This window comes from uncultured Campylobacter sp. (assembly GCF_937997595.1).
In the GTDB taxonomy this organism is placed as follows: Bacteria; Campylobacterota; Campylobacteria; order Campylobacterales; family Campylobacteraceae; genus Campylobacter_B.
In genome coordinates, this window is record NZ_CALKTS010000149.1 from 12,448 (window position 1) to 30,123 (window position 17,676).

The following is a 17,676-nucleotide window of genomic DNA, read 5'->3' on the forward strand; positions in this document are numbered from 1 at the left end:
CGCGATCACCAATAAATTTTAATCGAGCTAAGCTTATCGCCAGCATAAATTGCAATTACCATCTTTTTTACCTCTTCCTCTTCTTTGATAAAAAGCTCGGCGCGCTCGCCGTTTTCTAGGGTAAAGATATACGTATCACTCTTTTTTACGTATGCTCTCTCCGTAAATTTATCAAAAATTTCAGACAAAATATAATTAATTTTAGGCGTTCTTATATAGCTTATGTCTACGCCGTCGCAAAGCGCCAAATAAAGCATCTTTTTTTGAAAAATTATGGTCGAATAAAGAGAAGCATTCTCGCGAGCCTCTTTCGTCTTATAAAGCATCACCGTAGGCACGACGAGCTCATTTACTTTATCCATCTTGAGGCATGCCTTGGCATACATATTCGCAAGCGCCTCGCTCTGCTCCTCGATGAATAAATTTCGCACGCTTTCTTGGCAGATACGGTTATACTGACCGATCTGATCCCAGTTGCGCACGTCATCGGCGCTAACTGCAAATAACGACGCGATCGCAAAAGCTAAAATATATAAAATTTTCATAGTTTATCGCTTCTTATCTTTGAAATAAGGTTAGAAATTTCGCTATTTTTCGCCTTTGCGTTAAAGGTCTCAAGAGCGTAAAGCGCGTCTTCCTTACGACCTTTTTTATAATTGGCTTTAGCAAAAATTATCCAGCTGGCGACGTTGTCCTTATCAAGCTCATTTGACGTAAGAGCCCATTTGATTGCATTGTCGTAGTCTTTCTTATTATATGCTTCTTCGGCTAGCGATAGCGAATACTCAATCTTATTCGTTGCATAAAATTTGCTCTCCAAGCTCTGCTTATCTTCGCTTAAATTTGAAGTTTTTATCTCAATTCTAGAACTTAGCGGAGCGCTACTTGCGGTATTTGTAGAACCTCCAGAGAAATTTGATTTAGGTGGCAATGGAGCGCGTCCAAAATCTATAACCTCGTTTTTAGGCGGCTGATTTGCGAAAGCTGCGTTATTGGTATTAGGTACGTTAAATGTAGGAGCATTTTGATTGCCAAAATTCTGTCCACCAAAATTTTGACCGCCGAAATTCTGAGCCTGAGCCTGCCCGCCATAGTTTCCGCCATTTTCGTAATTATTGGTTATCTTAAACCCGCCGGAATCCTCGCTGGATAGCACACCTACGTCGTTTAAATTTAAGCTTGGGCGTTCCTTTTCGTGTTTAGAGGCGCGGGCAACTTTCGGCGCGCTGATATTATAATCTTCTTTGGAGATATTATTTTGCACTGCAAGATCTGCCGCCTGCTGTTCGGCATCATTAGCAGAATTTGTAGCTCCGCCCTTATCCTCAATATTTTGATTGATACTTGCCATGCTAACGCTATCGCTATCTTTAAGCAGCCAAAATATCGCTCCGATAGCAACCGAGATCAATATCAAAAGCCCCAAAATCGTCTTGTCAAATCTCAATACGAAATTCGGCTTAGATTTTAGGAAAGAAAACTGCTTTCTGTTTTTGTTATACTCTTCCCATTTTTTTTCAAGTTCGTTTACTTCGTAAAATTCAAGCATTTATTATCCCCGAGCCTATCGCTGCCATCTCTATAATTTTATTATTAATCTGCGAAAAACTAATTTCCGTAGGTTTATTTACTTCGTAATACTCAAAAAGCTCATACATCTTATACATAAGCTTGTTGATATTCCTCATATTACCGTCCGTTAAATTTAAAATCAAATCGAAATTATCGTCACTAAACATAAAATAGTATTGTTGAAAGCCATGAAGCACAAGCTTCTTTTCAATATATAGCTTGACTTCGCCTAAATTTGAATTAGGGAGCTCAATGCTCTCCCAAATTCTAGTTTTAAAATAATCCTTTGCGAGGCGGTCTTCCTCGTCAGTCTTATGAACCGTAAATAAAAATTTAAATAATCTCGTATCCGCCATAAGGCGAATTTTTTCTATTAAATTCCCAGGATACAGCTGAGCCTCATCAAGCAAAATAACGACCTGCTCTACCGCCCCTACGTTAGTAGAAATTCCAAATCTCTCTCTGTAAACCCGCATAAAATTTTCATAATTATCAATTGGCTCGCTAGGAGTTGAATGAAAAATCTGCGAATAAAGCTCTAAGAAAAATTCTTTCTCATCAAAAAACGGCTGCGGCACAAATACGACTCTTACCTTTTTTTCAAGATCGACCTTGATCTTATTAAGCAAAAATGTCTTGCCACAGCCCGGTTTGCCGTAAAAAAGTATAAGTTTTAACGGCTTTTGCAAAGCATTTAAAATTTTATGATAAGCAAGGGTCGATTTATCGAGATTAACGAAGTCTGAGACTTCGTTATCCTCGATAAAAATCTCCTTGATCGCCGTATAGTTATTACTCATTTTCGTAGATGGATTTTGAGTAACCTAGCTCTTTAAGAGAGGTAGCAAGCGGCGCGCCGGTATTGTCGATGATATGTGGAGTTACTACGAAGATTAACTCCGACGTTCGCAAAACATCGGCAGTACTTTTGAAAAGATTTCCGATTAATGGAATTTCAGCTAGCACAGGCACCCTAGTGTTATCTTTCGACTTAGTTGCACCAATCAAACCGCCTAAAATTACAGTATCGCCATCATCTACCCAAACTACACTCGAGAGTTTCTTTTGCAAGGTATCAGGTGCGATATCTCTTCTGCCATTCTCTCTCCTTACATTATCTTCAGCATATTTAAGAGAACTTAAAGATGGATTGATTCGTAGCATAATCCTATTATCATCTGAAATTTCAGGCAAGATATTCAAAAGAATACCTACAAAGATCGAATACTGATCATCCGACTGAGTATCTCCGCCTTGATAATCACCTGTAGTAGTAGATTTCAATACGTAGTTAATGGTATCACCTACAGAGATAATAGCAGGCTGATTATTCATCGTAGTTACCTTAGGGCTTGAAATAACCTTAGTTTTACCTTTAGTCTCTAGGAAGTTAATCAAACCGTCGATATTGAAATTTAGATTAGCTCCTATCGTCCAAGTTCCGTGAGTATCGCTAGCCTTTCCTCTATTGCCGTTATCTATATGATAGCCTGAAAGCTTAGTCGGATCTCCACCTACATAGGTATTAAATCCTAGTTGAAATTTACTCCAATCTATACCGGTGGTGTATTCGTTATTTAGCTCGACAGATATGATATTTACATCTAGCAAGACTTGACGACTAAGGCGTTTTTGCATACCGCTTAGATATCTATCGACGCGAGCTATCTGAGACTTCATAGCAGTAACGGTTACTAAACCGGCATTTTGATTTATAATAGGAGCGACTGCGACGTATTTTTCGGTACCGTTATTTAGAACGGAGGTGATTTCCTCACTAATCTTCTCCCAAAAATCAAATTTTTCTTTGGTAGTGATCTTATTATCTTCTTTATTTTCTTTATCGTCACTATCATCCACTTTCGTAGGTGCGGAATCGACAGAAGATTTAGTAACAGCAGTGCCTTCTCTAATAGAGGTGATGTAATCCACTTTAAAAGTCCTAGTCTCTAGCGCTGAAATTTTTAATATGCCATGAGAATACTCATAGCTTAGATTATTCTCTTTTATGAGTAGATCTAAAACTTCGCGTAAAGAAAGGTCTTTGATGCTTACGCCTTGTAGTGGCTTACTCATCTCCTCTTGAGCGATAGCGTCTTTTGCTACCACTGAAAAGCGGCACATATCGGATAGCTGAGTTAGCATCTCGTTTAGCGTAACGGTATCGTTAATCTTAATATTTAGCGCCTTCCTATCGCAGTTACCTGCAGTTGCGGGAGCGGCATATAGACTAGTAGCCGTAACAGACAAAGCAAGCATAGCAGCTATGCTAAGCTTTTTACTTATATGTAATAATGACATTTTGACTTCCTTGTTTTAGTGTTAGTTCGACTTTATTTTCATCGTCGTTGGTAATAATAACGCTATTGCCCGTTATTTGCACGATCTTATATGAGCCTACATATTCGCCCAAACCATACCACTTATCGTTTAGCTTAACCTTATCGCCCATAATACCTACTAGCTGATAACCTAGATCCACCTGCTGATTAGCTTCTCTAGGTGCATTAGCTTCTTTAGGATAAAACGGATCTTGCAAAGAAGCTATCTGCTCATCGCTAAGACCCACTCTAGGTTTGCTAAGATTATCAAATATAGCATCGTATCTAGCCTTATAGGCACCATTGCTAGGCGCTACCGTCTGATTATTATCTACGGCAAACAGAGCAGTAGAAAGCAGCAAAGAGCATAAAATTAACTTTTTCATTAGTAATTTACTCCCCAGATAGATATACCGATGCTTCCACCGATTTTGCCATTTTTAGTGGCATTGATATCCATCTTATTTACATCTACGATCATCTCCGATTGTTCGATTAGGTTGATATACCTAAGGACATTCGAAAATGCTCCTTCAAATTTCACATCTATATCCAGCAAAGCCTCAGGCTGAAAAATTTGTTTGATGCTAGGCTCTCTTCTATCGCTGTGAATAGCGTAAATTTTAATATTGTTATTCTCTGCGATCGTTGAGAGGCTATCCATAAACTTAGCCCAGTTCTTTTCATTATAGGTAAGCTTTGAAATTTCATTTAGCTTGTCGTCTAGATACCCACGCTCTTCAATGATATTGTTAAGGTTGGTCTTAGCACCATTGAGGATATTGCGCTTATTATCAACGAAAGCTTTAGGATCACCACCAAAAAACTCGTTATACTCTCTTTGTGCGCCCTCAAGCTTAGTCGTGGCAGTACTTAGATTTGTTTCGCTCTCTTCTAAATACGGATCCGCATAGTTACTCAAAATAAAGTAAGCTACCAAACCTACAAACAACAAAGCTATGTAAAAATAGTTATTTGCACTATTTCCCTTGGAGGCAAACCATTGATCAAGTTGATCTAATGAACTTTTCTTTTTCATTATTTAACCTCCACACTGATGTTGCTATCGTAAAATACGGTTTTATTACCCTCTTGTAGTGTGATTGTTTTGGTATCCACGCCATACACCTCTTTTTTACTGATATCCTCTAAAAGTTCGGTCATTTGCTTATCGTTTTTGGTGCGCACCTGAACAGTTAGAGTCCTATTCTCATCACCGATCCTAACCATATTGCCCTTATTTTTAACAACCATATTGGTTAGCTCGAAAATAGAAACGCCTTTCATGGCGTAATTGTTTTTCTTATCTGAGATAGCGTTAATTAGTTCGCGCCTATCGTTAAGCTCCTTACCACTCTTAGCAGCCTGGGCATTTACCTCTTTAGTCTCTTTATCCAAACGCGCACTTTCGTCTCTAGCGGGACTCATTTGTTTTTCTAATCCATCATACTCGTTGATTTTATCATTAGCTACCATATTATTATAATATCCATAGCCGAAGTTATACGCAGGATACGCAGCACCAAGTAAGCAGCCTAGCAGCATATAGCCTATCAGCTTGCCGGTTGATCTTTGAGTCAAAGGCGGAGGTCTCATAAACGGCGAGTAGTTGTGATCGTCATCTTTGGTAACCAAATAATCTTGACCTACCAAGAACATCAAAATATCTAGCTGAGTGAGCGGATAATCTTTTGCGTTGATTGCAACGTTAAAATTAAAATCCTTGTATCTTAGCTTTAGATTATTTTCTACAAAAACCTCGATCGCAGGAATTTTACCGATATCCGTTCCGATATAGACATTTTGAATATTGACGTTGTAAATTTTACTAATACCGTTCAACACGTCGTTGATATAGTAAAACATATCGTCAAAAATTTGGATCATATAATCGCGTTCGGTCGGATTTTCTAAATTTACTCCCTGTTTGGAGAGCAATCTATAAAAGCTCTCTTCATCGACCCTGCTACCGACTAGCTCGACATATTTTTCATGCAAAAATTTTAGGTTATATCTTACTTGGCGGGATTGAAAATATTCGCCGTTTTGATACACTACCAAAAACGCATCGTCGCGTTGCAAGTAGATGAAGCAGTCGATTCCGTCGCGAGTTAGGACGCCTCTATTATACAAGCCCTCGTATAAAAACGGGGCCATTGCCACGTAATCGATGTAGTTCGTCCTAGCGGCGATTGCATCGAATTCTGAAGTGAGTTTGGCATTATCTACGACAAAGACATTGAAAATTCTATCATCGCCGCCAGCGCCTATTACCTCACTATAGGTGATTTTGTAATCCAAAGCGGTGTCAAGCCCCAGCTCCTCATACACCTTAACGACGATCGCATCTAAAAGATCCGCGTCCTCTACCGATCTGCTTATCTCAACCGTCGCAGTCATTATATCCTTATACGGAATATATGAGACGTAAGTTTCCTTCGCACGATTCGCTTTTGAGAAGTCGTGCTCGAAAACTTCATTCTCACTTAGACCGAATATGGTTTGCGTGACTTTGTTAATCGCAACAATCGAACTAGCATTTTTACTATTCTTTGCCATAACACTCCACTTCCAAATGAAATTTTCTACGCTGCTAATACTAATAGAAATAAAATAAAATGTCAATAGATAAAATCGGTTTTTACCCTAAATTCGTCATTTTTCCAGCTTTTTTTTACAAAAACTGTTAATTTTAAGTAAATTTTGACCTTAGAAAAATTTGAAATTAACTTTTTTGCTCGAATTCCGATCCGCTTGATCGCCTCGCCGTTTTTGCCGATCAGCATCTCTTTATGAGAATTAGTGTCCGTTATGACCCGCGCATATACCGAGATCAGACCCGGTTTTTCGACCACTTTTTCCATCACGACATCGCTGCAATACGGGATCTCGTCGCTCATGCCCTCAAAGATCGCCTCGAGTATGAAGTCGCGGTAAATTTCACGCTCGTTGGTTGCGCTTAAAATTTCGGGGTCGTAAAAATACTCGTGCTCGGGCAAAATTTTACAAATTTCGTCCAAAACTTGCTTTTTATAGACCTTTTTTTTGATGCTAACGGGGATTATTGCTTCGAATTTATCGGTAAATTTTTGATATTGCAGCAGCTTTTGCACGATCTTTTCGTCGTTTGCTTCGTCAATTTTAGTTAAAATCACGATGTGTTTGGCGCCTGCGTTTAAATTTAAAAATTTTTCGTATTCAGATGTATCATCGTGCACGGGCGCTAAAAACAGCACCAAATCGCAACCCTCAATCGCTCCGAGCGCCACTTCGACCATCAGCTTATTCATCAGCTTGGCGCTTTCGTGCAGCCCGGGCGTGTCCGTGAAAATCACCTGATCGGCGCCGTTCATCGCGATGCCGTTAATCTTACGACGCGTGGCATTGATCTTGTGTGAGACGAGCGAAATTTTCTCGCCGCAGAGATAGTTTAACAGCGAGCTCTTGCCCGCATTCGTCCGCCCGATGAGCGTTACAAATCCGCTTTTCATATTTTCCTTAAATTTATAAAATTTTATCCTGCTCGCGGCCGCAGCGTTAAGCTCCGATGGGCAAATTTAAAATCTCGTTTTGCGCAGGCCAGCTCTTGCACAAGCGGTTGAAATTTGAAATTCTGCCATCACATAAGCGGATAAAATTTAAAATTTCAAGCTGCGCGGTAGCGATAAAATCTTACCCGTCGCAGCACAGAATTTTATCTATCCAGAATCTCGCGAGCCGCGAATTCTGCAGCTTCGTAAATTGATCGCGAAATTTTAAATTCTATCCTGCCATGCGCTACGGCTTGGCATATAACCCACGCAGCACAGAATTTCGATCATTCCTGAATTTTAGAGACTTAAAATTTCAAAGTATCACCAAATTTAAAAGGATGGAATTCTGCGCATTTTAAAATTTCGCTAAATTTCATACTTAAAATTCTAAATTGCTTTGCAAATTTAAAAACCGTAAAATTCCGCGACTCTGCAGAATTCTAAGAGTAGCTACCGCGCCGCCTTATAAAATGTATTTCGCCAGATCCTCGTCGCTTGCGATGCCTGCGAGCTTTTCGCTTACGAGCTTCTCATCCACGACGATCTTTTGCCCTTTAAACTTATCCGCTTCGAAGCTGATATCCTCAAGCACCTTTTCCATTATCGTATGCAGCCTTCTAGCGCCGATATCCTCGACCTTTTCGTTCGTGCTTGCCGCAAATTTCGCGATCGCTTTAACCCCGTCCTCGCTAAATTCCAGCTCGACGCCCTCGGTCTTTAAAAGCGCCGAGTACTGCTTAAGAAGCGAATTTTTTGGCTTCGTTAAAATTTCACACAGCGCCGCCTCGTCCAAGCTGTCAAGCTCGACGCGAAGCGGGAAGCGCCCCTGAAGCTCGGGTATGAGATCGCTCGGCTTGCTGATATGAAAGGCGCCCGCGGCGATAAAAAGGATGTGATCGGTGTCGATATTGCCGAATTTCGTGCTTACGCTGCTGCCCTCCACGATCGGAAGCAGATCGCGCTGCACCCCCTCTTTGCTCGGATCCTGCCTGCCGCTATTGCCGCTTGAGACAGCCACCTTATCGATCTCGTCGATAAAGATAATGCCCTCGTTTTGCGCGCGTCTAACGGCTTCGGCTTTGATGCTCTCCATATCTAAGACCTTTTCGCTAGCCTCGCTTTTAAGGGCAACCTTAGCGTCTTTGACCTTCATCTCTTTTTTGCTTTTACGCGTCGAAATTCCGATTACTTTGATGAAGCTTTCCTGCATATTCGCCATCTCGGGCGGCAAATTTGGATTTGACTCAAGTGCGTTTTCGCTCACTTCAATCTCGATGCCAAGATCGTCCAGATCGCCGCGTTCGAGCTTGGCTGCCATCTTTTCGTAGCTTTTTTCGTAATCTGCGATCTTCTCATCGCTCGCTCCGCGCGGAAGCGGCGGAAGGACTTTTTCTAAAATTTTACGCTTGATGTAATCATCGATCTTATCTTTGTTCTTTTCAAATTCCTCGCCGCGCACTAAATTTACCGACGCAGCGGCCAGATCGCGCACCATGCTCTCCACGTCGCGCCCCACGAAGCCCACTTCGGTGTATTTGCTAGCCTCGACCTTGATAAAAGGAAGCCCGAACATCTTCGAAAGCCTGCGCGCGATCTCGGTCTTACCCACGCCGGTAGAGCCGATCATCAGGATGTTTTTGGGCATCACCTCGTTTTTCATCTCATCTTCGAGCGCCATTCTGCGGTAGCGATTTCGCAAAGCCACCGCTATCGTGCGTTTGGCGCTATTTTGTCCGATTATATATTCGTCTAGTTTCTCTACGATCTGCTTTGGCGTCATCATCTCTTTTCGTCCCAAATTGCGTATGTTTTGATGTTTTCGTTCGTGTAAATGCAAATCTCGCCCGCGATCTTAAGGCTTTGCTTTACGAGCTCCTCTTCGTCTAGACTAGCAAATTTATCCAAAGCTCGCGCCGCGCTAAGAGCGTAATTCCCGCCGCTTCCGATCGCCGCGATCTTGCCGTCGTCCGGCTCTACCACATCGCCCGTACCGCTAAGCAGAAAGATATTTTTGCGGTCCAGCACCAGCATCATCGCTTCGAGCTTTCGCAGATACTTATCCTTGCGCCACTGCTTGCTAAATTCTATCACGGCCCTTAAAAGATCGCCCTTTGCGCCATCTAAGCACTTCTCAAACATATCAAAAAGATTAAACGCATCGGCGGTGCTGCCCGCAAAGCCCGCCAAGACGTTACCCTCTTTGCCGATCTTTCGAATTTTAGTCGCGTTGCCCTTTAAGACGGTGTTTCCAAACGTTACCTGCCCGTCGCCGCCGATGACAGAGCCCTTCGCGCCTTTATAAGCTAAAATGGTAGTCGCTTCAAACACTAGCCACCTCTATCTCAAATTTAGCGCTTATACCGTGCTTTAGCTTGGCATTTACGTCGTAGATCCCGGTCGTTTTGATAGCCTCGGTCTCTAAAATTTTCTTATCAATTTCGATCCCCTTTTGCTCTTTTAGCGCGGTTGCGATCTCATCTTTGGTAACCGAACCGAAAAGCGCGCCGCTCTCGCCCGTCTGTTTTACGATCTTTACGCGGATCTTAGCTAGCTCCTCGGCTAGTTTTTGCAAGCTTGCGACCTCGTATTTTTCAAGTTCGGCTTGCTTTTTCTTATCCGCTTCAAATTTACGCAAAACCTCCGTCGTAGCGGCTTTGGCGTAGCCTTTGCCGATTAGGAAGTTATTGCCGTAGCCATCCTTGACCTCCTTTACCTCGCCCGCCTTTCCGAGCCCCTTAACGTCTTTTATCAATAATACTTTCATCCATTATCCTTTTAAATTTAGCTTTAAATTTATAAAATTTTATAAGCGGCGCGGGCGTATCTAAAATTTCGTGAAATTTTATGAAATTTGCCCGCAGCCGCTCGCTACTTTTCCGATAAATTTTAAAATTTCGTTTTGTGAAATTTGCCTACACACCTTGCCGCTATAGGCAAAATTTCATCTAAAGCTTGCGTCCGTTCTTGCCCGCGATGATAAATCTTAGCGCGCTTAGCTTGATAAATCCGTCGCCGTCTTTTTGATTGAAAACTTTATCCTCTTCAAACGTCACAAAATCTGTATTGAACAAGCTATCACTCTTGCTCTCCCTGCCCAGCACGGTCACGTTGCCCTTATAAAGCTCTAGCTTAACCTTACCGTTTACGTGCTCTTGGGATTTGTTTATCAGCTCTTGAAGCAGCAAGCGCTCCGGGCTGAACCAAAAGCCGTTGTAGATAAGCTCGGCGTAGCGCGGCATCAGATCGTCTTTTAGATGCGCTGCGCCGCGATCCAGCGTGATGCTCTCGATCGCGCGGTGAGCCTTTAGCATGATCGTGCCGCCCGGAGTTTCGTAGCAGCCGCGACTCTTCATGCCGACATAGCGGTTTTCAACAAGATCGAGCCTACCGATGCCGTTTTTAGCGCCGAGCTCGTTAAGCGCTGCTAGCATCTCGTGCGGCTTAAGCGCTTTGCCGTTTAGCTTTGCGGGATCGCCGTGTTTATATTCGATCTCGATGATCTCGCTCTTATCTGGCGCATTTTTAGGGCTTACGGTCCATCGCCACATATCCTCCTCGGGCGCATGAGCGGGATCTTCTAGCACCAAGCCCTCGTAGGAGATATGAAGGATATTCGCATCCATTGAATATGGCGATTTGCCAGGCTTTGAGGCGATGTCGATGCCGTTTTTCTTAGCGTAAGCAAGCAGCTTCTCGCGAGAGTTCAGATCCCACAACCTCCACGGCGCAATCACCTTAATATCGGGATTTAGCGCGTATGCGCCAAGCTCGAAGCGGACTTGGTCGTTACCCTTACCGGTCGCGCCGTGGCTTACGGCATCCGCACCAGTTTTTTTAGCAATTTCGACTAACTTTTTAGCGATCAACGGGCGCGCGATCGACGTGCCTAAAAGATACTCGCCCTCATAGACGGCATTTGCGCGAAACATCGGAAATACGTAATCGCGCACGAATTCCTCGCGCAAATCCTCTACGAAGATATTTTCCTTTTTGATGCCCAGTTTCACAGCTTTATTTTTAATAGGCTCCAAATCCTCATTCTGACCGATATCTGCGGTAAAAGTCACCACATCGCAGCCGTAAGTATCGCCGAGCCACTTTAAAATAATACTAGTATCTAGTCCTCCGGAATACGCCAAAACGACCTTTTTTACATCTTTTGCCATCTCAAATCCTTTACGTAAAATTTGGCGAAATTCTACCAAAAATAGTTTAATAGTTGCTTTTAAGGCAAATATCGCTAAACTCACGCTTATGAGAATCGATAAATTTTTAAACGCAGTAAATATCACCAAGCGGCGCGCCATCAGCGAAGATATGTGCAAAAGCGGCGTCGTAGCCGTAAACGGCGCGGTAGTAAAGCCCGCCAAAGAGCTTAAAATCGGCGACGTAATCACGATAAGCTTTTTAGATAGAAAACAAAGCTTTAAGGTTCTAGCCTTTCCTAGCGCGAAAAATACGCCCAAAAACGAGCAGGCGAAGTATGTCCAAGAGCTTTAAACTCATCTGCGGCGAGGATGAAATTTCACGCCTCGTGCAGGCGTTGCCAAAAAGCGGCATAATCTTGCTCATCGGCGATCTTGCCAGCGGCAAAACGACGCTTGCGCGCGCGATCGTGCGGGCGCACGGATTAGACGAGCACGTGAGCTCACCTACGTTTTCGATCATGCAAAACTATGGCGAAATTTATCATTACGACATCTATAACGGCGGCTGCGAAGGGATTTTAAAAAACGGGCTATTTGAAAATTTATTTGAAGAGGGGCTTCATCTGATCGAATGGGCGGATGAAAATTTGATAAATTTACTTAAAAAATATGAGCTTGATTTTTGCGTAGTGAGGATCACGCCGCACGCGCAAGGGCGAAAATACGAGGTAAGCTATGCATAAACTGGAAGTCAGGAGTCTAAAAAAAACCATAAAAGGCACGCCGATCATTAAGGGCATCTCGCTGGAGCTTTACAACGGCGAGATCGTGGGGCTGCTAGGGCCCAATGGCGCGGGCAAAACCACGACGTTTTATATGATCTGCGGGCTGATAAGCGCTAGCGGCGGCGATATCTTGCTTAATGAAAATAGCATCGCAAAAGTTCCGCTTCACAAACGCGCCAAGCTCGGCATCGGCTACCTGCCACAAGAAAGCAGCATCTTTAAGGAGCTTAGCGTTGAAGAAAATTTAATGCTCGCCGCGGAGATCACCTACAAAAACAAAACGGAGGCCTCACGAAAGGTCGATGAGATGCTAAATCTGCTCAATATCGAGCCGATCAGATTGCGCAAAGGCGTGAGCCTAAGCGGCGGCGAGCGCAGACGCTGCGAGATCGCGCGGAGCCTGATGATAACGCCGAAATTCCTACTTTTAGATGAGCCGTTTGCAGGCGTCGATCCGATCGCCGTTAACGACATCCAAAGCATCGTGCGCGATTTAAGCGATCTTGGCATCGGCGTGCTCATCACCGATCACAATGTCCGCGAAACGCTTGCGATCTGCGACCGCGCCTACGTCATCAAAGACGGCGAGCTGTTCGCCGGCGGCACCGCAAAAGAGATAGCCAGCGATCCAAATGTGCGCAAATTCTACCTCGGCGAGGATTTTAGCATCTAAGTCAGCCAGAGCGCTTTAGATTTTCAGCTCCCGCTTCGGCGCGCGCATTAATTTCTGCAATTTAAATTTTACGATTTAAAATTCAAGTGTACGGCTGCGACTGGCTGTACGCGTGCCTCTCGACCTAAATCTGCGTATTAAAATTTTAAAGCCCGTAAAGCCTCGGCGCTCAATAATTTCACGCCCGTTTTAATTTACATATTAAATTTTGAGGCGTAGCGCTTCGGTGCGAGGCGCGTATTAGTATGGTTTGAATTTTGTGCTTAAAATTTTGAAATAGTTATGACGGCGAGATTTAAACTCGGCGTCTAAATCTCGCGCATCAATTTTTGAAGTGCGTCTCGGGCTCGTTTTTAAATTTCAAAAGGCGTTTTGTACACTGTAAATTTTAAATAATTTAGGCTCAATTAAACTTAAGCGGATTCTCTCTTATCAATTTTAATAGTTTCTGATATAGGTTTTCCTGTGTAGTTTTAGTATTATATCTAAATTCACATTCCTTTAGGTGCAACAGAAAATTCTCTTTCTTTATCCCTTTAAATTTAGCTAGTCTATGTTTAGCATAACCCCAGAAGTTTTCTATGCCGTTTATATGATTTTCACCATTAGCAAATTCATTCTTTGAGTGCTTTACCCTGTAGTGTGCTTTGGCTCCGTAATCTACCAAACCGTCATAAGCCTTCCAACAATCAGAATAGATAGTAGAGCTATCAAGCTCGCTATATTGAGATAATATAGGTATCAACTCACTAGCAGAGCAGTTCTTAACTACTTGAGTATAGACCTTACCGTCACGCTTTAGCATTCTCTCTAAATTTAGCTTCAGAAATTCCTGAACGGACTATATACTTATTTTTCATAGCTCTCATCGTAACTTACTGCTCCTTTGTGTGAGCTTAAGTTAAAGAAAGCCTAAATTTAATTTAAAAAAAATCCAAATATCTATGGAATTTAAGCAAAAGCGTAGTATAATTGCCCATAAATATCTAATGGACTAATATTAGTTGTTATGGACTATTTATGAACATTAGATATTCAATATTAAATCCAAGGAGAATATCATGAAATTAAATGATATCAAAAATGATAGTTGGCTAACGCCCGACCAGCTTCAAGAACAGTACGGCATTTCTAGGACTCAACAGGCAAAACTTAGGATGCGGCGTAACTATAAAGATGGTGCTACAAAGTATCCTATTCCGTTTGTAAAGATAGGTAAACATATTTTGTATCTAAAAACAGATATAGAAAAATGGCTATTATCTCAAAGAAAAGGAGCGATATGCGATGAGTAGGAGATCGAAAAAGAAAAGAGCTCCGTATTCTTATGAGAAGGTGAATACGGAGCGAGTAAAAAGCAGAATAGAATGCTTAAATACGAGTATAAGTATACCCAACTATCCTTTAAATGCCCCTGAAATCATCGTAAGCGAGGGGCAGAAAGAAAAGCTTGCGGCTATTTATAAAACCCCGTTTGGCTTTAGCTCGGAAGCTTTGGAAAGGTGGTGCAAGTTCTCATTCGAGCATGTTCCTTCTAACTACCGACAGATTGAGTTAGTTGCCTTGCAGACACTATCGGCTATTCTAGTCTTTCATTGCGATTTAAACATAAATCCTTTTTGGGTTTTAGACATAAGCGATAGCGGAACGGGTAAAGGCACAAATTTGCGCTTTCAAAAGAAATTGTTTAAAAGCGTAATCGATAAGCTGAAAGAAAACGCAAAGTTCAACGAAGAGCATAAAAACGCGATCAAAGACAATAAAAGCTTGCTTCGCCCCACTTTATTTTTTGGCGACATTAAGGCTACGCAAGAGGGCTTTTATGCTACTCTTACTGAAGCGAATGTGCTTTATTTTCTATTCGGTGAAATAGCCGATACCCTAAAGAATCCAGCAAGATCGGAGCTACTTAATACTTTAACGGAGCAACACGGATCTATCTCTAAATTTACCCCCGGTATATATAAAAATGCGCAGAACCTGCCGCCTGAAGTAAGCGGCAAAATCTATATCTATGCCGATACCAATATACAACAGCTAGGTGGAGACGATAAGCTCGTTAAGGCTTTTGCGGGTGGTTTTATCAATCGCTTTATACTTATTTATACTAAGAACATACTTAAGTATGAAGATAGCAGATATAAAGAGGCTAGTGACTTGGAGTTAGAGCCTTATTTAAAGTGGGTAGATGACATGGTGGATTTTTTTATGACGGTGCGTCCTAGCCCCGATATAGATATAAATTCCGTTTACGACGATCCGAGTTTTGATAAATTCGCTAGACAGATTCATTCTAGCTTGCAAGATGGCAAATTAGAATTCAAAGAATTCTATAATCGCCAAATCTACAATTTACAGGCTATCATTCAAATTTTGCATTGTGTCACAGAATACGATCGCTATCAAGGCTCTACGCAAGAAATTTGGGAGTTTGAATTTAACAATATCCCTTCTAGCGATACCATTAAGGAAGCGATAAGATTTTGTGGCTTTTATTTTGATGTCAAACCCTTTCTGCAAGAGTTAGACAGTGCAGCAGAAGGTATTTTTAACCTTAGAAATGAACTTCTAGAGAGAATAAAAGCCAATCCAAGCCTAACGCCTAGAGATATTTTAATGAGTAGAAAATATAGGAAATATGGGCTAACTAATAGTTCTTTATCAAATATACTTGATGGCTTTGTAAAACCTTGGAGAGGACAACAAGAATGCTTTATTTTAATCTAATATTAAAGTTTTTGTGGCAAGTGGCAGCTTTGTGGCAACTTTTTGCCACACGACTTCGCCACGATTATAAGGGAGCTAGAAGCACCTTTGTGGCAATGTGGCAGCTTTCTTATAAAAGTAGAAAAAAGAATGAATTTAGGCGAAATTTTAAATATATTAAAGGATAAAGTTATGACAAATAATCTTAATTTTAGTGCTCCATGCGAGGGTAGCAGCTCGGAGTTTGATTTGGGCTGCTTGAATTATGATGAAAAGAATAAGCGTTGTATGTGTGCGGCAACCGATATAGGGCGTTTAAAAATATGCGAAGATTATCGCAAAGCCGTTTATAGCGTTTTGGCTGATTTTGAGAAAAGCGAGATTTCTCAAGGAAATAGTCTTGATCTAGGTGAGCGTTGCTTTTATGAAAGTTAAAATTATGAAAAAGCTTTGACCGGTAGGAGCGAGCGTCGCTGCGCTCCGCTCGGGGGAACGAAAGATCGATTAAATTCTTTTCTTTCCTGGATTGTGATATTCCCCCAGCGCAAGCGATAGCGCAGCGCTGCCCCTAACGGTAAATGAGCTTTCTCATCATAACCGATCAAATCGGAGAAAGGATTTTTTATATGAGATTATACATTGCTCTAAAAATATTTTACGATCCGAAAAAGCCCATAAGCGAAAAGAACGATCCAAATATTGCAAAAGATAAGATGAAAAGCAGAGCAACGTATTTTACAAATTATTGCTTAAATGTCTCATCTATTAGCGGTTTAGAAAGCTTACTTAGTAGCTCTGCTGCCTTTGCTATGAATAAGTGCTATCGAACGGAGAAGAATAAACATCTTTTTATCCGTCACGGCAAGAGCGGAGTCATATACTTTTACGGCGAAAAGAGTAAAGAGCCCGCTCGTAGCCAAGAGCCTAAGGATAGAGCTTATCGTAGTAATGATACTACCGAATTATTCCCGATCGTAGTTTTAGTATTGGACGTAGATTATCACGAAGGCGATACAAAACCCCTTAGCGATCAGCAAATGCACGACAAGCTAAAGGCTATGAATATAAACCACATCATCTGTCGCACGTTTGATCCAAATAACCAATATGCTTATCGTATCTTTATCGAAACTCTGCCGATAGAACAAACCGCCGAAAATTTAAAAGCAATCTACGCAGTAGCTAATGAAAAGTTAGGAATAAACTCCGACTTAGCCGTAACCGATAAGGCAAGAATGTTTTTTTGCTATGCAAGTTCTCGACCTTCTTTAAAATCTTTTTATGATGGAAAGGCTTTCGAAATTACGAGCGATGAAATTTCAAAAAAGCAAAGCGAGCTTAAAACTTTGCCCGTTAAAATTTTATCCACTCAAAACGATGAGCCTAGAAAAAATTCAGTCGCAAAAGATTTTTCATCTCTAGGCGATATTAAAATTTATCGTGAGCCAGAGGTGATAAGAAAAAATGATTGGGTAGATTTTTCAGCTCTTAAAAAATCAAAAGCTCTCAACGACGAAGACAACATCAGAAAATTTTTGATCGAAAAGATGGATGCATTTTTTTCAGAGTCTTATGCTTTTAGTATCAGAGTAAACGATAAAAATCCAAGCGGACATTTTAAAAAAGTGAACGACCATTTTATTTTTACAGACTTCGGCGAAACTCAAAACGGCAATGACCTTTTAGAATTTTATAGCACTCATAAAGGATTAAGTTTATCCCAAGCCGCTAAAGAAATCTGTGATTATTTTTGGGGGCGAAAATGGATCGGCGGAGAATATGACGATAATATAGAGGGATTAGAATGAAAGAAATTTATATAGTGCACAGAATGGCGAATTACCGCTTTGGTTAAACCAAAGCTATATTCGCACTATGTCCTGCCGACGGCTTGATGTGCTATCGCACTTGCTACGCAAAACGCTTACGCGTAAATTT

General features: G+C 41.6%; 19 protein-coding genes and 1 pseudogene. 7 read left to right on the forward strand and 13 right to left on the reverse strand.

Annotated features, from left to right (window positions below; all coding sequences use genetic code 11):
* Positions 1–5: 5 nt before the first annotated feature.
* From Q0614_RS05170 to Q0614_RS05225, 12 genes are all read right to left on the reverse strand, one after another.
* Complete coding sequence (locus tag Q0614_RS05170; RefSeq protein ID WP_298787025.1) at positions 6–545, reverse strand: hypothetical protein; 540 nt, start codon at positions 543–545, stop codon at positions 6–8.
* On the reverse strand, positions 542–1,549 hold the full coding sequence (locus tag Q0614_RS05175; RefSeq protein ID WP_297951164.1) for a hypothetical protein: 1,008 nt from the start codon (positions 1,547–1,549) through the stop codon (positions 542–544). Before Q0614_RS05175 ends, Q0614_RS05170 begins: the two co-directional genes overlap by 4 nt.
* Positions 1,542–2,372 (reverse strand): ATP-binding protein, encoded by an 831-nt coding sequence (locus Q0614_RS05180; protein WP_005870282.1) that lies wholly within the window; start codon positions 2,370–2,372, stop codon positions 1,542–1,544. Before Q0614_RS05180 ends, Q0614_RS05175 begins: the two co-directional genes overlap by 8 nt.
* Positions 2,365–3,873, reverse strand: a complete 1,509-nt coding sequence (mshL, locus tag Q0614_RS05185; protein WP_298787027.1) for a pilus (MSHA type) biogenesis protein MshL — start codon at positions 3,871–3,873, stop codon at positions 2,365–2,367. The genes Q0614_RS05180 and mshL overlap by 8 nt, the downstream gene beginning before the upstream one ends.
* The gene (locus tag Q0614_RS05190; protein WP_298787029.1) at positions 3,851–4,255 is read right to left on the reverse strand and encodes a hypothetical protein; all 405 of its coding nucleotides are present in this window, start codon (positions 4,253–4,255) and stop codon (positions 3,851–3,853) included. Before Q0614_RS05190 ends, mshL begins: the two co-directional genes overlap by 23 nt.
* Before the next feature lie 23 nt (positions 4,256–4,278).
* Positions 4,279–4,815, reverse strand: coding sequence for a hypothetical protein (locus Q0614_RS05195; RefSeq protein ID WP_298787030.1), 537 nt, complete (start codon positions 4,813–4,815; stop codon positions 4,279–4,281).
* A 116-nt stretch (positions 4,816–4,931) separates the two neighbouring features.
* Positions 4,932–6,452, reverse strand: a complete 1,521-nt coding sequence (locus tag Q0614_RS05200) for a hypothetical protein (RefSeq protein WP_298787031.1) — start codon at positions 6,450–6,452, stop codon at positions 4,932–4,934.
* 62 nt (positions 6,453–6,514) lie between these two features.
* Positions 6,515–7,384 carry a GTPase Era gene (gene era / locus Q0614_RS05205; RefSeq protein WP_298787032.1) on the reverse strand — a complete coding sequence of 290 codons (870 nt, stop codon included), beginning with the start codon at positions 7,382–7,384 and terminating at the stop codon, positions 6,515–6,517.
* Between the two features lie 505 nt (positions 7,385–7,889).
* The gene (gene hslU, locus Q0614_RS05210) at positions 7,890–9,209 is read right to left on the reverse strand and encodes an HslU--HslV peptidase ATPase subunit (RefSeq protein WP_298787033.1); all 1,320 of its coding nucleotides are present in this window, start codon (positions 9,207–9,209) and stop codon (positions 7,890–7,892) included.
* Positions 9,206–9,754, reverse strand: a complete 549-nt coding sequence (hslV, locus tag Q0614_RS05215; RefSeq protein ID WP_005870266.1) for an ATP-dependent protease subunit HslV — start codon at positions 9,752–9,754, stop codon at positions 9,206–9,208. The genes hslU and hslV overlap by 4 nt, the downstream gene beginning before the upstream one ends.
* Complete coding sequence (rplI, locus tag Q0614_RS05220) at positions 9,747–10,190, reverse strand: 50S ribosomal protein L9 (protein ID WP_295152082.1); 444 nt, start codon at positions 10,188–10,190, stop codon at positions 9,747–9,749. Before rplI ends, hslV begins: the two co-directional genes overlap by 8 nt.
* Positions 10,191–10,371: 181 nt before the next feature.
* Positions 10,372–11,592 (reverse strand): argininosuccinate synthase, encoded by a 1,221-nt coding sequence (locus Q0614_RS05225; RefSeq protein ID WP_298787034.1) that lies wholly within the window; start codon positions 11,590–11,592, stop codon positions 10,372–10,374.
* A gap of 88 nt (positions 11,593–11,680) precedes the next feature.
* On the opposite strand from Q0614_RS05225, the gene Q0614_RS05230 reads away from it, so the two are divergent.
* Genes Q0614_RS05230 through lptB form a run of 3 tightly spaced genes read left to right on the forward strand, consistent with a single transcriptional unit; the run spans position 11,681 to position 13,032 of the window.
* Positions 11,681–11,926, forward strand: a complete 246-nt coding sequence (locus Q0614_RS05230; RefSeq protein ID WP_298787036.1) for a S4 domain-containing protein — start codon at positions 11,681–11,683, stop codon at positions 11,924–11,926.
* Complete coding sequence (gene tsaE, locus Q0614_RS05235; RefSeq protein ID WP_298787037.1) at positions 11,910–12,317, forward strand: tRNA (adenosine(37)-N6)-threonylcarbamoyltransferase complex ATPase subunit type 1 TsaE; 408 nt, start codon at positions 11,910–11,912, stop codon at positions 12,315–12,317. The genes Q0614_RS05230 and tsaE overlap by 17 nt, the downstream gene beginning before the upstream one ends.
* On the forward strand, positions 12,310–13,032 hold the full coding sequence (gene lptB, locus Q0614_RS05240; protein WP_298787038.1) for an LPS export ABC transporter ATP-binding protein: 723 nt from the start codon (positions 12,310–12,312) through the stop codon (positions 13,030–13,032). Before tsaE ends, lptB begins: the two co-directional genes overlap by 8 nt.
* Positions 13,033–13,435: 403 nt before the next feature.
* Here the strand turns inward: lptB and Q0614_RS05245 are convergent.
* Positions 13,436–13,837, reverse strand: a pseudogene (locus Q0614_RS05245) (IS1595 family transposase); the annotation flags it as partial.
* A 256-nt stretch (positions 13,838–14,093) separates the two neighbouring features.
* Here Q0614_RS05245 and Q0614_RS05250 point away from each other — a divergent pair.
* From Q0614_RS05250 to Q0614_RS05265, 4 genes are all read left to right on the forward strand, one after another.
* Positions 14,094–14,327, forward strand: a complete 234-nt coding sequence (locus Q0614_RS05250) for a helix-turn-helix domain-containing protein (protein WP_298787040.1) — start codon at positions 14,094–14,096, stop codon at positions 14,325–14,327.
* Positions 14,320–15,759, forward strand: coding sequence for a hypothetical protein (locus Q0614_RS05255; RefSeq protein ID WP_298787042.1), 1,440 nt, complete (start codon positions 14,320–14,322; stop codon positions 15,757–15,759). Before Q0614_RS05250 ends, Q0614_RS05255 begins: the two co-directional genes overlap by 8 nt.
* 87 nt (positions 15,760–15,846) lie before the next feature.
* Positions 15,847–16,173: a hypothetical protein gene (locus Q0614_RS05260; RefSeq protein ID WP_298787043.1), complete on the forward strand. Its 327-nt coding sequence runs from the start codon at positions 15,847–15,849 to the stop codon at positions 16,171–16,173.
* A gap of 191 nt (positions 16,174–16,364) precedes the next feature.
* Complete coding sequence (locus Q0614_RS05265; protein WP_298787044.1) at positions 16,365–17,546, forward strand: hypothetical protein; 1,182 nt, start codon at positions 16,365–16,367, stop codon at positions 17,544–17,546.
* Positions 17,547–17,676 lie beyond the last annotated feature (130 nt).

Bases quoted from the DNA above. Each gene is read 5' to 3' on its own strand.
- mshL (WP_298787027.1), bottom strand. From the start codon at position 3,873: ATGTCATTATTACATATAAGTAAAAAGCTTAGCATAGCTGCTATGCTT.
- hslU (WP_298787033.1), bottom strand. From the start codon at position 9,209: ATGATGACGCCAAAGCAGATCGTAGAGAAACTAGACGAATATATAATC.
- Q0614_RS05200 (WP_298787031.1), bottom strand. From the start codon at position 6,452: ATGGCAAAGAATAGTAAAAATGCTAGTTCGATTGTTGCGATTAACAAA.
- Q0614_RS05250 (WP_298787040.1), top strand. From the start codon at position 14,094: ATGAAATTAAATGATATCAAAAATGATAGTTGGCTAACGCCCGACCAG.
- Q0614_RS05255 (WP_298787042.1), top strand. From the start codon at position 14,320: ATGAGTAGGAGATCGAAAAAGAAAAGAGCTCCGTATTCTTATGAGAAG.
- Q0614_RS05175 (WP_297951164.1), bottom strand. From the start codon at position 1,549: ATGCTTGAATTTTACGAAGTAAACGAACTTGAAAAAAAATGGGAAGAG.
- tsaE (WP_298787037.1), top strand. From the start codon at position 11,910: ATGTCCAAGAGCTTTAAACTCATCTGCGGCGAGGATGAAATTTCACGC.
- rplI (WP_295152082.1), bottom strand. From the start codon at position 10,190: ATGAAAGTATTATTGATAAAAGACGTTAAGGGGCTCGGAAAGGCGGGC.
- Q0614_RS05180 (WP_005870282.1), bottom strand. From the start codon at position 2,372: ATGAGTAATAACTATACGGCGATCAAGGAGATTTTTATCGAGGATAAC.
- lptB (WP_298787038.1), top strand. From the start codon at position 12,310: ATGCATAAACTGGAAGTCAGGAGTCTAAAAAAAACCATAAAAGGCACG.
- Q0614_RS05230 (WP_298787036.1), top strand. From the start codon at position 11,681: ATGAGAATCGATAAATTTTTAAACGCAGTAAATATCACCAAGCGGCGC.
- Q0614_RS05225 (WP_298787034.1), bottom strand. From the start codon at position 11,592: ATGGCAAAAGATGTAAAAAAGGTCGTTTTGGCGTATTCCGGAGGACTA.
- Q0614_RS05265 (WP_298787044.1), top strand. From the start codon at position 16,365: ATGAGATTATACATTGCTCTAAAAATATTTTACGATCCGAAAAAGCCC.
- era (WP_298787032.1), bottom strand. From the start codon at position 7,384: ATGAAAAGCGGATTTGTAACGCTCATCGGGCGGACGAATGCGGGCAAG.
- Q0614_RS05170 (WP_298787025.1), bottom strand. From the start codon at position 545: ATGAAAATTTTATATATTTTAGCTTTTGCGATCGCGTCGTTATTTGCA.